General features: G+C 44.6%; 14 protein-coding genes. 10 read left to right on the top strand and 4 right to left on the bottom strand.

The features are described from left to right. Positions 1–57: 57 nt before the first annotated feature. The 8 genes from R7Q48_RS08495 (at position 58) to R7Q48_RS08460 (ending at position 6,716) form a co-directional block, all read left to right on the top strand. Positions 58–801 (top strand): heme ABC transporter permease, encoded by a 744-nt coding sequence (locus R7Q48_RS08495; RefSeq protein WP_005380513.1) that lies wholly within the window; start codon positions 58–60, stop codon positions 799–801. An 11-nt stretch (positions 802–812) separates the two neighbouring features. Then, positions 813–1,019 carry a heme exporter protein CcmD gene (gene ccmD, locus R7Q48_RS08490; protein WP_005380515.1) on the top strand — a complete coding sequence of 69 codons (207 nt, stop codon included), beginning with the start codon at positions 813–815 and terminating at the stop codon, positions 1,017–1,019. Next, a complete protein-coding gene (gene ccmE / locus R7Q48_RS08485) occupies positions 1,016–1,501 on the top strand; it encodes a cytochrome c maturation protein CcmE (protein WP_005380516.1) in 486 nt (161 codons plus the stop codon). The genes ccmD and ccmE overlap by 4 nt, the downstream gene beginning before the upstream one ends. After that, complete coding sequence (locus R7Q48_RS08480; protein WP_017635943.1) at positions 1,498–3,474, top strand: heme lyase CcmF/NrfE family subunit; 1,977 nt, start codon at positions 1,498–1,500, stop codon at positions 3,472–3,474. Before ccmE ends, R7Q48_RS08480 begins: the two co-directional genes overlap by 4 nt. 1 nt (position 3,475) lies before the next feature. After that, complete coding sequence (locus R7Q48_RS08475) at positions 3,476–4,030, top strand: DsbE family thiol:disulfide interchange protein (RefSeq protein ID WP_005380518.1); 555 nt, start codon at positions 3,476–3,478, stop codon at positions 4,028–4,030. After that, on the top strand, positions 4,027–4,512 hold the full coding sequence (locus R7Q48_RS08470) for a cytochrome c-type biogenesis protein (protein ID WP_005380519.1): 486 nt from the start codon (positions 4,027–4,029) through the stop codon (positions 4,510–4,512). Before R7Q48_RS08475 ends, R7Q48_RS08470 begins: the two co-directional genes overlap by 4 nt. Continuing rightward, positions 4,512–5,726 carry a c-type cytochrome biogenesis protein CcmI gene (gene ccmI / locus R7Q48_RS08465; protein ID WP_256902985.1) on the top strand — a complete coding sequence of 405 codons (1,215 nt, stop codon included), beginning with the start codon at positions 4,512–4,514 and terminating at the stop codon, positions 5,724–5,726. Before R7Q48_RS08470 ends, ccmI begins: the two co-directional genes overlap by 1 nt. A 216-nt stretch (positions 5,727–5,942) precedes the next feature. Beyond that, positions 5,943–6,716: a VacJ family lipoprotein gene (locus R7Q48_RS08460; protein ID WP_005380523.1), complete on the top strand. Its 774-nt coding sequence runs from the start codon at positions 5,943–5,945 to the stop codon at positions 6,714–6,716. A gap of 74 nt (positions 6,717–6,790) precedes the next feature. Here R7Q48_RS08460 and R7Q48_RS08455 read toward each other — a convergent pair whose 3' ends face one another. The 4 genes from R7Q48_RS08455 to R7Q48_RS08440 all read right to left on the bottom strand — a co-directional run bounded on the left by R7Q48_RS08455 (position 6,791) and on the right by R7Q48_RS08440 (position 11,273). Then, positions 6,791–8,107, bottom strand: coding sequence for an outer membrane protein transport protein (locus R7Q48_RS08455; protein ID WP_005380525.1), 1,317 nt, complete (start codon positions 8,105–8,107; stop codon positions 6,791–6,793). A 309-nt stretch (positions 8,108–8,416) separates the two neighbouring features. Next, positions 8,417–9,676, bottom strand: a complete 1,260-nt coding sequence (locus R7Q48_RS08450; RefSeq protein WP_005384451.1) for an outer membrane protein transport protein — start codon at positions 9,674–9,676, stop codon at positions 8,417–8,419. A 297-nt stretch (positions 9,677–9,973) separates the two neighbouring features. Further along, positions 9,974–10,705 (bottom strand): DUF3379 domain-containing protein, encoded by a 732-nt coding sequence (locus tag R7Q48_RS08445; RefSeq protein WP_005380527.1) that lies wholly within the window; start codon positions 10,703–10,705, stop codon positions 9,974–9,976. Next, positions 10,698–11,273, bottom strand: coding sequence for a sigma-70 family RNA polymerase sigma factor (locus tag R7Q48_RS08440; protein ID WP_005380528.1), 576 nt, complete (start codon positions 11,271–11,273; stop codon positions 10,698–10,700). Before R7Q48_RS08440 ends, R7Q48_RS08445 begins: the two co-directional genes overlap by 8 nt. Before the next feature lie 720 nt (positions 11,274–11,993). Between R7Q48_RS08440 and fadI the strand changes: the two genes are divergently transcribed. Together fadI and fadJ are read left to right on the top strand one after the other, a co-directional pair. Beyond that, entirely contained in the window at positions 11,994–13,301 is a 1,308-nt protein-coding gene (gene fadI, locus R7Q48_RS08435; protein ID WP_005384447.1) for an acetyl-CoA C-acyltransferase FadI, read from the top strand. Further along, positions 13,301–15,412: a fatty acid oxidation complex subunit alpha FadJ gene (gene fadJ, locus R7Q48_RS08430; protein WP_005384446.1), complete on the top strand. Its 2,112-nt coding sequence runs from the start codon at positions 13,301–13,303 to the stop codon at positions 15,410–15,412. Before fadI ends, fadJ begins: the two co-directional genes overlap by 1 nt. The last annotated feature ends 33 nt before the right edge of the window (positions 15,413–15,445 follow it).

Below are 15,445 nucleotides of genomic sequence, written 5' to 3'. Positions count from 1 at the left end.
ACTGCTACGGTCTCAACCCTTTAGACAGTGTCCCTGAAGTAAGAGTGAGAACAAAACATGTGGAAATGGCTACATCCTTATGCCAAGCCAGAAGCAGCTTATCGTTTGAGTGGTAAGTTTCTGCCTTGGTTTTCTGTATTGGCCCTCGTATGCTTATCGGTTGGTACGGTTTGGGGGCTTGCATTTGCGCCTTCAGATTACCAACAAGGTGACAGTTTCCGAATCATCTACATTCATGTCCCATCAGCTATTTGGTCTATGGGCGTTTATATGTCGATGGCGATCGCTGCATTTATTGGCCTAGTATGGCAAGTTCGCCTATCTGATATGGCGGCACTTGCGATGGCTCCGATTGGTGCAGTATTTACTTTTATTGCTCTACTTACAGGTGCTGTTTGGGGCAAGCCTATGTGGGGCACTTGGTGGGTATGGGATGCCCGTCTTACATCTGAATTGATTCTGCTATTTCTCTACCTTGGTGTGATTGCGCTCTACCATGCGTTTGACGATCAAAAAACCGCTGCAAAAGCCGCTGGTATCTTAGCGATCGTAGGCGTAGTAAACCTACCTATCATTCACTTTTCCGTGGAATGGTGGAACACGCTTCATCAAGGTGCGACGATCACGAAATTTGAGCAACCTTCTATTTCATCCGACATGCTTTGGCCGTTATTGCTGAACATCTTTGGCTTTGCGTTCTTCTTTGGTGCCGTGACGATGGTCCGTTTTCGTAACGAAATCATCAGTAAAGAAAGTCACCGCCCCTGGGTGCGCAAACTCGCAACAGAACAAACTCAGTGAGGTAACTGATAATGCATTTTGAATCTCTGAGCGACTTTTTTGCCATGGGTGGCTACGCATCATACGTATGGAGTGCGTTTGGTATTACTTTCTTATCCATGCTGATTCTTCTGATCACTAGCCTTCGCCGCGGTGATGCATTATTGAAAGAAGTGAAAGCAAAAATTGACCGTCAAGCTCGTATCGACGCAGCGAAGAACATGGAGAACACCTTATGAACCCGAGACGTAAAAAGAGGCTAGGTATTGTACTAGCGATCTTTATCGGTATTAGTGCCACCATTGGTTTGATACTTTATGCGCTTAACCAAAATATGGACCTTTTCTATACTCCAACGGAATTGGTTAATGGTAAGCCAGATGGCACCAAGCCAGAAGTAGGCCAGCGTCTGCGTATCGGTGGAATGGTGGTTGTGGGCTCAGTTCGTCGAGATCCTAATTCTTTGAAAGTGAGTTTTGACCTGCACGATGTCGGTCCGAAAGTGACGATTACCTATGACGGTATTCTTCCTGACTTGTTCCGTGAAGGGCAGGGTATTGTTGCTCAAGGTGTACTGAAAGATGCCACGACAGTTGAGGCATTTGAGGTCCTAGCGAAGCACGATGAAGAATACATGCCACCAGAAATTGCAGAAGCGATGAAGAAAACGCATGAACCGCTTCAATATAGCACCGAACAGAAACAAGGAAGCGGCCAATGATTGCTGAAATCGGTCACTTTGCTCTCATTCTTTCGCTTGCAATGGCTGTGCTGTTGAGCGTATTGCCATTGTGGGGAGCATCGAATAATAACACCATGCTCATGAACACAGCGCGACCGCTATCTTGGTCTATGTTCCTGATGCTGTTGTTCTCTTTCGCCATTTTATGTTGGGGATTTTATACCAACGACTTCACGTTACAGTATGTAGCGAGCAACTCGAATAGTCAGCTTCCTTGGTACTACCGTTTAACCGCAGTATGGGGTGCGCACGAAGGTTCACTGTTGCTATGGGTTTTAATCCAAGCTGCTTGGACTGTCGCTGTAGCGACGTTTAGTCGTGGTATGCCGCAAGAGTCGGTTGCACGTGTACTTGCTGTTATGGGCATGATCTCAGTGGGTTTCCTACTGTTTATCATCCTAACGTCAAACCCATTCTTACGTACGTTACCGTTCTTCCCGGTTGACGGACGTGACTTGAACCCTCTGCTTCAAGACCCTGGTTTGATTGTTCACCCGCCAATGCTTTACATGGGCTATGTTGGTTTCTCGGTTGCATTCTCTTTTGCTATCGCATCCCTAATGACCGGACGCCTTGATACGGCTTGGGCTCGTTGGTCTCGTCCTTGGACAACCGCAGCATGGGTATTCTTAACACTTGGTATCGCACTAGGTTCTTGGTGGGCTTACTACGAACTTGGCTGGGGTGGCTGGTGGTTCTGGGACCCAGTAGAAAACGCATCATTCATGCCTTGGTTAGCGGGTACCGCATTAATGCACTCTCTTGCCGTGACAGAAAAACGCGGCACATTTAAAGCGTGGACGGTACTATTGGCAATCTCTGCATTTTCGTTGAGTTTGTTGGGCACCTTCTTAGTCCGTTCCGGTATTTTAGTATCGGTGCACGCGTTCGCGTCTGACCCGTCGCGCGGTATGTTTATTCTAGGCTTCCTCGTTTTCGTTATCGGCGGCTCTTTATTGCTGTTTGCCGTAAAAGGGGCAGCAGTGCGTGTACGAGGTAACTTCGACTTAGTCTCACGTGAAAATGCGCTCTTAGCCAACAACGTATTACTTATCGCCGCTCTTGTTGTGGTGTTAGTGGGGACACTGTTGCCGCTCGTACACAAGCAGCTTGGTTTGGGGTCGGTCTCTATCGGTGCGCCATTCTTTGACATGCTATTTGCGTGGTTAATGATGCCATTTGCTTTCCTGCTTGGTATTGGCCCTCTTATTCGTTGGAAGCGAGACAATTTATCTAAACTTGTGAAACCAATGCTCGTTTCAGGTGTTCTTGCTTTCGCCTTGGCCGCGCTATGCGTGTACCTATTTGCCGATTTCTTCTCAACCATGGCTTACATTGGTTGGGTGATGGCGATTTGGATTATTGCGATGCATGGCTTTGAACTGTACGAGCGCGCAACGCACCGTCATAGCTTTAGTGAAGGTGTTCGCAAGCTGCAACGTAGCCACTGGGCAATGATGTTGGGTCATGTTGGTCTGGCGGTATCTGTTATCGGTATTGCGATGGTACAGAACTACAGCATCGAGCGTGATGTACGTTTAGCACCTGGCGAACACTTCCAAATTCAAGGCTATGATTTCTACTTCTCAGGCTTGCGTGATAAAGATGGTCCAAACTACGATGGCTACATCGCAGACTTTGAGATCACACATGATGGCAAATACGTGAATACGCTTCACGCAGAGAAGCGCTTCTACCGTACGGCTAAGTCTATGATGACTGAAGCAGCCATTGACCGTGGTATTAGCCGCGACCTATACATTGCAATGGGTGAACGTTTAGACGACAACCGATCTTGGGCTGTTCGTATTTACTATAAACCGTTCGTTCGTTGGATTTGGGCTGGCTCTTTGATTATGGCATTAGGCGGCGCACTAGCGATTTCTGATAAACGCTACCGCTTCCGTAAATCGCCGAAGAAAAACGCGAAGTCAAAAGAGCAGGAGGCATAACATGAATAAGAAAATCTTATTTATTCCGCTTGTCGCTTTCATGATTCTAGCGGGCATTTTCGCAACCCAATTAATGCGTAACCAAGAGGGCGATGATCCAACTAAATTGGAGTCGGTTTTGGTTGGCAAGCCAGTTCCTGAATTTCATTTAGAAGACCTGGCTGAGCCTGGAAAACAGTACGACCAATCAATTTTTAAAGGTGAACCGTTGCTCTTGAACGTTTGGGCAACGTGGTGCCCAACGTGTTATGCAGAGCATAAATACCTAAACGAATTGGCGGGTAAGGGCGTTAAGATCATCGGTATGAATTACAAAGATGATCGTAATAAAGCAATAGGTTGGCTGAATGATCTCGGCAACCCGTACTTGATCAGCCTATTTGATGGCAGTGGTATGCTTGGCCTTGACCTTGGCGTTTATGGTGCTCCAGAAACATTCATTATTGATGCAAATGGTGTGATTCGCTATCGCCATGTAGGGGATGTAAACCCACGTAATTGGTCAGAAACACTGGAGCCGCTTTACAACAAATTGGTTGAGGAGGCGAAGCAATGAGAAAGCTAATTCTTGCCGTTTTTGCTGCGATGACATTATCTCTTGCTGCTCATGCGGCCATTGAAGTGTACGAGTTTGATAATTTGGAACAAGAACAGCAGTTCAAAGAGTTAAGCCATACGCTCCGTTGCCCTAAATGTCAGAACAACACGATCTCGGATTCTAACGCTGAACTTGCTCAGGACTTACGCCATAAGGTGTACGAAATGACCAAAGAAGGTAAGTCCAAAGATGAGATTGTTGATTACATGATCGCCCGTTACGGTAACTTCGTGACTTACAACCCACCATTTACGGTCGCGACTGCGATTTTGTGGCTAGGGCCACTCGCTGTAGTACTGGGTGGTTTTGGTTTGATTGTACTGCGTAGCCGTAAATCTAAAGTTAAGGCAAAAGCGAGCAGTGACGAGCAATGGGATGAGCAAAAAGAAGCTCGTTTAAAAGCATTGCTTGAAGAAGAGAACAACGGAGATAAGAAGTAATGACACTATTTTGGATTTCCACCGTTGCTCTCACGCTTATTGCTTGTGCGCTGGTGGCTTTGCCGCTGCTTAAACAAAAAGCGAACAATGATGATGTGTTACGCGATGAGCTCAACAAGGCATTTTATAAAGACCGACTATCTGAGCTTGCAGAAGAAACTGACGAAGGTCTGGTTGAAAGTGAAGAAGAACTGATTTCTGATCTAAAGCAATCACTGCTTGACGATATCCCTGGTGATAAAGCGCAAAAAGAAACCAAGGTTTCTCCAATCGCGGTTTTAGTTCCATCGGTAATTCTGACGGTGGTGCTGAGCTATGGTTTGTATTATAAATTTGGCGCGTCAGACGATATTGTTCAATGGCAAGAAGTGTCTGCAAATCTACCTGAGTTATCGAAAAAGCTGATGTCGGCTTCTTCTGAGCCGCTGAGTGACGATGAAATGGCGGATTTGACCCTAGCCCTTCGAACTCGCTTACATTACCAGCCGGAAGACTCGACAGGTTGGTTACTGCTAGGTCGTATTGCGTTAGCAAATCGTGATGTCACCACAGCTATCGATGCGATGGAAAAATCGTACCGCCTAGAGCCAAAAGACCCAGATGTGATGTTGGGTTATGCACAAGCTCTGATGCTGTCTCAAGAGGAAATGGATCAAGCGACGGCTCGCTCATTACTCGGCAAGCTGATGCAGCAAGACTTTGTCGATCTGCGTGTGTTTTCTTTGTTAGCGTTCGATGCGTTTGAGCGTCAAGACTTCCCGGCAGCCATCAAGTACTGGGGAATCATGCAGCAAATGATTGGTCCAGAAGATAGCCGCTACGAGATGTTATCACGCAGTATTGAGAGTGCTCGTAAGCAAATGGGCGAAGCGGTTTCACCGGATAAGAGTGTAGCTGTGACAATTAATGTGGCACCAAATGCTCAGTTGGATCCAAACGCAGTTCTGATTGTGTCAGTACATCGTTCAGATGGCTCCCCAATGCCTGTGGCTGCTGCTCGTTATCCGCTAGGTACTTTCCCTCGCACAGTCGTATTAGATGATGGCAATGCCATGATGCAAGGGCAAAAGTTATCTTCACTCGATAAGCTAATCGTCCGTGTGCGTGTAGATTCTGACGGTAACGTAGCAACGCGTGATCAAGATTGGCACGGAGAAAGTGACGTCGTTGAATTTGGCGCACCAGTAGAAGTGACCATTGATCAGCAGTATTAATTGTTAACATCTGTCTCTGAAACATGACAACGAGGTAGAGTCAGTTGCCTTTAGTGGTATGACTCTAAACGATCGAGTAGAATACCGAAGGCCAGCGATTGCTGGCCTTTATTTATTCCCATATCTGAGTCATCTTTACTATGTATCCTGCTCAACATACGTACAATGGTTAATCGGGGTGACTTAGGTACATTAATAGTCGTTATGGAAAATAAAATGTATAACAAGGGTAAATCTACCTTCTTGTTGCTGTTAGCCGTTGGACTGGTTGGCTGTTCAAGTGCGCCTGATGAAGCAGTAACAGGACAAGAAACAAATCAAACGACTTCTGATGTGTATGACCCGTTGGAAGGCTTTAACCGAACCATGTGGGAACTCAACTACGAATATTTAGATCCGTATTTGGTTCGTCCTGTATCACTTGCGTATGTAGAATACACGCCAGTTCCTATTCGTTCTGGTATCGCTAACTTCTTATCGAACTTAGATGAGCCAGCAAGCATGGTTAATAACTTAATCATGGGTAATGGTACGAAAGCCGTGGACCACTTTAACCGTTTTTGGATTAACTCGACGTTCGGTATTTTCGGTTTATTCGATATTGCAAGTGCCGCGGGTATTACGAAGTACGACGAGAAAGCGTTCAGTGATGCAGTAGGCCACTATGGTGTTGGAAATGGTCCTTACTTCATGGTTCCAGGTTATGGTCCGTATACCTTACGTGAAGTGACAGATACCGTAGATAGTACGTATTTACCCCTATCTTATCTCAACTTCTGGGCGAGTTTGGGTAAGTGGGCGTTTGAAGGCATGGAGAAGCGTGCTTTATTAGTGCCGCAAGAAGCGCAGCTAGACTCATCGCCGGATCCATATATTCTTACTCGTGATGTTTATATCCAGCGTCAAAACTTTAAAGCAGAAGTTGAAACGGTAGAAGAAGTTAACATCGAAGAAGAAGAGTATTTAGACGAATACCTAGAAGACTTTTAAGCGTTGTTCTTCACAATAGAGAAATGAAAAAAGGCTTAGCTGATGCTAAGCCTTTTTTGTATTTTGCAGCTTGGTTAGAAACGGTAGTTTGCTTGAACACCGATTAGCCAAACATTACCCGTAGTTTCGCCTACGAATTGGCCGCCGACTTGTTCTGCAGTGTCGTCTGACTTGTAACCACGAGACTCAACGATTGGTGCGTCTTTCGCAAAAATATAGGTGAAGCCAGCGTCTAGGCTGAAGTCTTTCGTCCAATCGTACGTTGCGCCAATACTTAGCCAAGTGCGGTCAGTTTCTGGAATAGTAATCGTGCGGTTTTTGTCGCTTACCGCTGAAGTATCGTATGCAATACCAGTGCGTAGCGCTAGCTTAGGATCAAGCTGGTAAGTAGCACCAACAGCAAAGCGATAGTTGTCTTCCCAGTTTTCTACTTTAACCATATGCGTGCCAGCAGTATTTAGACGTGCTTCCAATTTCTCGAAAGAGCTCCAATCCGTCCAGTTAACGCTTGCGTGTAACGCAAGTTGGTCTGTTACTTGGTGGAAGCTTGCCAACTCAGCCGTTGCAGGCAGGTTTAGATACATGTAGCCGTTGTCGCGTTCAGAAGTACCGAAGCCAAAACCAAGACCTTCAGCATGGCCTTCAAGCTTCAGTTCAACTTCAGATTTGTACGCGAAGCCGATACGGTTATTTTCATTGATCTGCCATGCTGTACCAACTTGCCAGCCCCAAGCGGTATCGTCACCTTCCATGTATTTTAGAGCGGTACCTTGAGGAACACTGATTGGTTGATTAGTTTCAGGATTTAACCCTACAACGTTATTCTTAGGAGCTGCTGCGCCAAAGCTGCCTTCGCCGATGATGTAACGGATACCACCACCAACGCTGATTGATTCATTGACTTTGTAAGCTGCGTTTAAGTTCGCTTCCATTGTCGTTACGCTTGCTTCGTTACCGAAGTGCGATGCACCAAAGCCTTTACCTAAATCGGTTTCCATGCCGTAGTTGGTGCCAAATGCCAAACCAATCGCGAATTTCTCATTATATTGGTGTGATAGGTAGAAGTTTGGAATGATTGCATCATGTGCGAAGTCATCTGAAGATGCAGAAGAAGTGCTACCGTGGAAGTTTACATCACCTTCAATATCAATATTTGGGTTCACATAGATTGCACCAACGGACACTTGAGTGCCTTCCAAATAAGTTAGCATTGCTGGGTTACGCCATTGTGCACTTGCGTTGTCAGCCATTGCAGCTTCACCAGCATATGCTCGACCTAGGCCTGTTGCAGAATATTCAGCAAGTTGGAAACCTGCTGCGTTAGCCATGCCCGTTGTGCCAAGTAGGCTTAATGCCACTGCTGTTGATAGAAGAGTCTTGTTGGTTTTCATTCGAATGTTCGCTGATTTGTTTATAACGTGGGACGAAAGTTTAAAGGTAGAGTTTTTACTTTAGAAATGAAAATCCAGCGTAAGTGGTCTTTTGAAATATTATCCTTTCAAATGTTATTTTTGCGGTTTAATAATCTAACTGTGAAAGGCTTGTAAACGGAATTCAGCGAACAGCTGTGCGTCCTAATTGTGAGATTTAGATACACGTGTTCACTCAAATTGAGTGAGCAATAAATCGCAGATATGAAAAAAGGCTGGAAATCCAGCCTTTTATATAAAGTATTTTTCTACTAACTAACAGCGAAGCGTTTAGAAGCTACGGCTGTATTGTAAGCCGAATAGAATTGCATCAGCATGAGTTGTTGCTGTTACACCGGTAGAAAGACCAGGAGCTAATTGAGTATTCTCATTAACTTTTACATCTTCACCTAACAAGTACGTGAAGCCAAAATCGATGTTTGAGCTATTATCAATATGGTAAGAGAAACCTGTGGAGAACCACTGGCGATCTGAGTCTGGTACCGAGATAGACGTTACTTTATCTTGAGCGCTTGTGTCGTACATGTAACCAGCACGAAGTGTCCAGTTGTTGTTTAGGTAGTAAGTACCACCAATTGCGTAGTGCCAGCCATCTTGCCATTGATAGTCTTTCGAGTAACCACCTTTAAGTAAACCCTGATTTAGGTTCTCAAAATCAATTTGGTCGAAATCTTTCCAACCGATGTATTGGATGCTGTAGTGTACAGCAAACTTAGTGTCTTGGATTTTGTGGAAACCAGAAAACTCGGCCATATCTGGTAGAGGTAGCGTGATTTCCTGACCTTTGTCGTCTTTTGCCGTAAATTCAGGGCTGTAACGATACGCTAGACCAAAACGGTTGTTTTCATCTAGTTCGTACACAGTACCTACGTTAAAACCAACAGCCCAACCATCAGCTTTATCTACGTCCAGAATTTTTTGACCGCCAACCCTTGGGACTGAAGAGCTAGTTGTACGCTTCATTGTGCCTTGGCCGTAGATTAAATCTAAACCAGCACCAAAGCTCCATTGTTCGTTTAAACGGTAAGAACCCGCCAATCCAAAGTTGAAGCTTTTTACATCCGTAAGACCACCGTACTCTGTTGCGGTGTAGTTATCTGAAAATTCAGTTTTAGTGCCGAAATTAGAGTATGCGTTTACGCCCCATGCAAACTTGTCATTTACTGGAACGATTAGGTGAATGTTTGGAGCTATTGACGTATCACCCACATCATCAGTATCAGCAACACTTACAGTATTGGAGCCCAAAGGAGTATTAACGTTATATTTCGCATCTTTCACTTCAATCATTGAAGTAATGCTTTCGAAACCTAGCGACAGTTCCATTTTATCAAACAGAGCCATTGCTGCTGGGTTACGAGCCATTACTGCTGCATTATCTGCGATTACTGCATCACCAGCAAATGCACGGCCGATGCCAGTTGCTGATTGAGCGTTGATTTGGAAACCCGCTGCCATCGATTGACCTGAGGCAAAAGCTACCGTTACTGCTAGGAGAGTCTTTTTAAACAGACGCGTGTTCTGAGTCATTTGTTTTTCCTTATTAGATTCGTCTCTTTGGACGATAAATTGAGCTTTTGCTCAGTGGCGCAGATAGTAGTATCAATAATTGCTTGGACAAATCCGACCATTGGATAAAATTGAATAAAAATTGCAGAAATGATGTCTAAAAGACGGGAAATTGCACTTAAAATGCATAATTTAGAGTTTAAGCTCTAAATGGTATAGCGATGGTGAATGTTTTGCGTTCTATTTATACAAAAATGCCGCTAAATAAGATCATTTAGCGGCATTTAACCTTTTGAAGGCTGGAAATCGTCGAAGTTGTTACATCGGCTTAATCATTGATGCAAGAGTCGTAGCGATAGCATCAATATTTTCACCTTCTTCCCCGACTAAAATCAGGCTTGAACTCCCGACGGGCTGAACGATTCCGGTCATGCCATCCTTATTAAAGTCGGTACTTTGTTCGCTTGGAATACCAGTAATAAATAACGTTACTTTACCTTTTGGACCTTGGAACACCATATGCACCGCATTGGATTCACCAAAACCGCAGTGGTTTAGGTAGTAAACGTGATATGGAAAGTTTTCACTAAACTGGTAATGAAATGGCGACATTTTCGCATTAATTTGCGAGCTCGGTACATCCTCATCAAGATGACGAACAAACGGTTCTTCATGAATAACGTGTTTCATCGCGGTATCCGCTAAACTGGCTTGTGCTGGAGACACCAAAACATTTCCCCAGTTTACTTGACCAACTAATAACCCTGCGGTGAACGCAATAGAAGCAGCAAGTGCCATTGCTTTGCGGACAAAGTTTGGTCTTACGACCTTCTCTTCATCAAGTGCACTCGACGTCTGGCTAAATAAAATCTTATCTGCGAGATCTTCGGGTACATCCACATTCATGGCTTGTTTAATTTTTACATCGAGATCCAAAACGTCATCAACAAACTTATTGTTGGCGTCGCTACCAGCTAAAGCTTGCAGAATCTCTTCATCCTTTTGTTTTGGATCCGACAAAATACGACGACGAAATTCTAAATCATCCATTCTTTTGTCCTCTCTTGGTATCTTGAGAATCCAACATCTCTTTAAGTTGATTACGAGCGCGAAATAGTCGAGTCATCACTGTGTTTTTATTTAAATCAAGAATGTCGCCAATTTCTTCTCCACTGAAACCACCGACAACTTGGAGAAATAAAGGCTCACGATATTCAACATCGAGCTTCATGATCTGTGCCTGCAGCCATTCTTGCTGATGATGTGAGTCATCGCTGACTTTAGCATCATTGCCGTAATCATCGATATCAACTAAATCAAATTGTTTACGTTCGAAGCGGCGCGCATTTTCTCGTCTCAATATTGTGATGAGCCAAGACTTGGCAGCTTTTTCGTCTTGGAGGCTATCGAGTGACTTCCAAGCTCTAAGACAGGTTTCCTGAACTAGATCTTCCGCGACCGCTTTATCTTTGCACAACCAATATGCGTAGCGGTACAAGTCACGATGATACCCTCGGACGAGCGCTTCGTATTTTCTTTGCTTGTCCATATCAGAGTTGACCGGACTGTTGGAATTTTTCTTTCCAAACATTTTTAATATGGCCACAGGAGCCTCCATCCTCGCTCTGTGAGTTTCTTATTTGTTCTGAGCATGACTTTACTTGCTTCATCGCTTAGCGGTTTTGGTTGCAGGATTTGTCATGCAACCCCTTTGACACAATAAGCCATGTGGTTACCTAAAAGTGTATACGCAAATGTCAGATATCATCGAACACGAATTGATATATATTGTTAACAATATCATCATTAGTAATCAATGGCTTGGATAAGTTCACTCGATGGAGCATTAAAAGGGACTTCTGATGGTGGATTCTTGAATTATTTTGAATCAATAATCGCTCTAGGTGAGCTTAAAACTCGTAAAATCACTATAAAATTGATCTATTTCAAAATATCAAGCAGTGAAGGGGTTATAGTACACCTTGTCATCTCGTTAGTCATTGCGACTAACATGTTGAGCAAGATGACACTTCCTTTTGAAGGCTGACTTTACTTTCTCCTAATCAGGAAACTGATTACTTTTCAATTGGCGTAAGTTAATTGTTTTATAGATATTCCGACCACACAGTTATGTGTGGTTTTTTTTTGCTTCGATTTTACTTTCCGTATACCTCTTACCGTTTTAACTCTCTATAGTTAACCATTAGTAATCGCATAAGAATCAAAGAAGTAGAGTAATTGAACTACTTGCTTCACGTTTATTTAAACGCACGTTTGATAAATTTAACAAATTAATTACAATGCATCAGGTCAGACCTCTTGTATTTAAGGAGAAACAATGGGCAAGCAGGAAGTAAAAACACGCAATGGTGAGCGTGTCGCTATTGTCGCGGGGCTTCGAACTCCCTTTGCTCGTCAAAGCACGGAATTTAGCCAAGTGCCAGCGGTCGATTTAGGGAAAATGGTAGTAAGCGAAATGCTTGCTCGAACAGATATTGATCCGAAGCTAATCGAACAAGTGGTATTTGGACAAGTAGTACAAATGCCTGAAGCGCCAAACATCGCACGAGAAATCGTGTTAGGCACTGGTATGAACATCCATACTGATGCATACAGTGTGACTCGAGCGTGTGCGACGAGTTTTCAAGCGGCGGTTAATGTCGCAGAAAGCATCATGGCGGGAACCATCGATATTGGTATTGCTGGCGGTGCAGACTCTTCTTCCGTCCTGCCTATTGGCGTATCAAAGAAACTGGCCGCTAATCTGCTTGCTCTTAGTAAGACAAAAACAATGGGTCAGAAGCTTAGTATCCTCAAAAACTTGAGCTTTAAAGACCTGATGCCAGTGCCACCAGCAGTAGCAGAGTACTCTACGGGTTTATCCATGGGACAAACTGCAGAGCAAATGGCTAAAACACATGGTATTTCTCGCGCAGAACAGGATGCGCTTGCACATCGTTCTCATACGCTGGCTTCTCAGGCTTGGAAAGAAGGAAAAATCCAAGATGAAGTGATGACGGCTTTCCCTGAACCATACAAAAAATGGATTTCGGAAGACAACAATATCCGTCATGACTCAACGGTTGAGGGATACGCGAAATTGCGACCTGCGTTTGATCGTCAGTATGGCAGTGTTACGGCAGCGAACAGTACGCCATTGACTGATGGTGGTGCGGCAGTGATGTTGATGCGAGAAGGTAAAGCGAAAGAGCTCGGAATGGAGATCCTTGGTTACATCCGAGGTTATGCATTCTCTGCTATCGGCGTGGAAAAGGACATGCTGATGGGGCCGACTTATGCCACAGCGAAAGTGCTTGAAAATACAGGCTTGGAACTGTCAGACCTGACGTTGATCGACATGCACGAGGCCTTTGCTGCTCAAGCATTGGCGAATGTGAAGATGTTTGCTTCCGATAAGTTTGCTCAAGAAAACCTTGGTCGCTCAAAAGCGATTGGTGAAATTGATATGGATAAGTTCAACGTGCTTGGCGGATCAATTGCTTATGGTCACCCATTTGCTGCGACTGGTGCGCGTATGATGACGCAAACCCTACGAGAGCTAAAACGCCGTGGCGGTGGTATTGCATTGAATACTGCATGTGCTGCTGGTGGTCTTGGTGCGGCAATGATTCTGGAGGTTGAGTAATGAGCGAGCAAAAAGCATTTAGTCTAAAGGTTGATGAGCAAAATATTGCTTGGTTAGCCATCGATGTTCCTAATGAAAAAATGAATACGCTGCAGGCGGCTTTTGCTGACGAAATGAAAGAAATTTTTGCTCAGCTAAAAGACTCCAGTGGTATTAAAGGGATGATCATCCACTCCCTAAAACCGGACAATTTTGTTGCGGGTGCTGATGTTCGAATGCTAGAAGCATGCACCACAGCAAGTGAAGCGGAAGCCTTAGCAAGGCAAGGTCAGGAGTTGTTCCAGCAGCTATCGGACTTACCTTATCCTGTCGTTGCGGCTATTCATGGCCCATGTTTGGGCGGTGGTTTAGAACTGGCTCTTGCATGTGATTATCGTGTTTGTACGGATTCTGACAAAACGCGTTTAGGTCTGCCAGAAGTACAACTTGGTTTATTGCCAGGTTCTGGTGGTACTCAGCGTCTGCCACGTTTGATTGGCCTGTTACCGTCGTTGGACTTGATCCTGACGGGTAAACAACTTCGTGCGAAGAAAGCTAAAAAATTGGGCGTTGTGGACGCCTGTGTGCCTGACACCATTTTGCTCGACGTAGCAAAACAGTTTATCGACAAAGGTAAAAACAAGGGCACGAAAAAGCTATCGACGAAAGAAAAGGTGATGTCTGGTAGCGGGCTAGGGCGCAAGTTTGTATTTGAGCAAGCTGCGAAGAAAACGAATCAAAAAACTCGCGGTAACTATCCAGCAACGGTTGCAATTCTAGAAGTTATTCAACATGGCTTAGAGAAAGGCTTCGCTAAAGGTCAAGAACTTGAAGCGAAGCGCTTCGGTGAGCTTGTGATGAGCTCAGAGTCAAAAGCGCTCCGTTCGATCTTCTTTGCCACAACAGAAATGAAGAAAGAAAATGGCACGGATGCGAAACCAGCACCAGTTCATAAAGTTGGTGTGCTTGGTGGTGGTCTGATGGGTGCCGGAATCAGCCATGTGTCTGTTGCAAAAGCAAAAGTACCTGTTCGCATCAAAGACGTTAGCAACGATGGCGTTTTAAATGCGCTCAACTACAACTACAAGTTATTTGAGAAACAGCGCAAACGTCGCATTCTATCCAAGGCCGATCTGCAAGCGAAAATGCTGCAACTGTCTGGTGGTGTCGATTTTACCAGTTTTAATCATATTGATGTCGTAATTGAAGCCGTTTTTGAAGACTTAGATCTTAAGCAAAAAATGGTGGCGGACATTGAAGCAAACGCTAAGACAGAAACTATCTTTGCGACCAATACTTCTTCGTTGCCTATCCACAAAATTGCAGAAAAAGCGGAGCGTCCAGAAAACGTAGTGGGTTTGCATTACTTCAGCCCGGTAGAAAAAATGCCGTTGGTGGAAGTGATTCCGCATGAAACGACGTCAGATGAAACCGTTTCAACAGTTGTTGCACTTGCTAAGAAGCAAGGTAAAACCCCGATCGTAGTGAAAGACAAAGCGGGCTTTTACGTGAACCGCATTCTTGCTCCATACATGAACGAAGCGGCGCATATTTTGTTGGCTAACGAACCGATCGAAAAGATTGATACGGCGTTGCTTGATTTTGGTTTCCCTGTTGGCCCGATTACCTTGTTGGATGAAGTTGGTGTCGACATTGGCGCGAAAATTATGCCGATCCTGGTTAATGAGTTAGGTGACCGATTCAAAGGGCCGGATGTGTTTGATATCTTGTTAAATGATGGACGTAAAGGACGCAAGAGTGGTAAGGGGTTTTACACTTACAAGGGCAAGAAGAAAGATGTCGACAAATCGGTTTACAAACTGCTTAAGCTCGACCCTGAATCTAAGCTAAGCGATAACGATATTGCGTTGCGCTGTGTGCTGCCAATGCTGAATGAAGCGGTACGTTGTTTGGATGATGGCATCATTCGCTCGCCACGTGACGGTGATATTGGCGCGATATTTGGTATTGGTTTCCCACCGTTCTTGGGTGGCCCGTTCCGTTACATGGACCAATTTGGTATTAAGGAGCTCGTAGAGAAAATGAATGAGTTTGCATCGAAATATGGCGATCGTTACGCGCCATGTGATGGTTTGCTCACTCGAGCTGGTGAAGGGACAACGTTCTATTAAACGTTGCTTCGGTAGAGAAAAAGGCTTGCCAGT

This window comes from Vibrio sp. 378 (genome assembly GCF_033339435.1).
The sequence above is the reverse complement of the archived record's forward strand: the minus strand, read 5'-3'. Positions and strand labels throughout refer to the sequence as shown.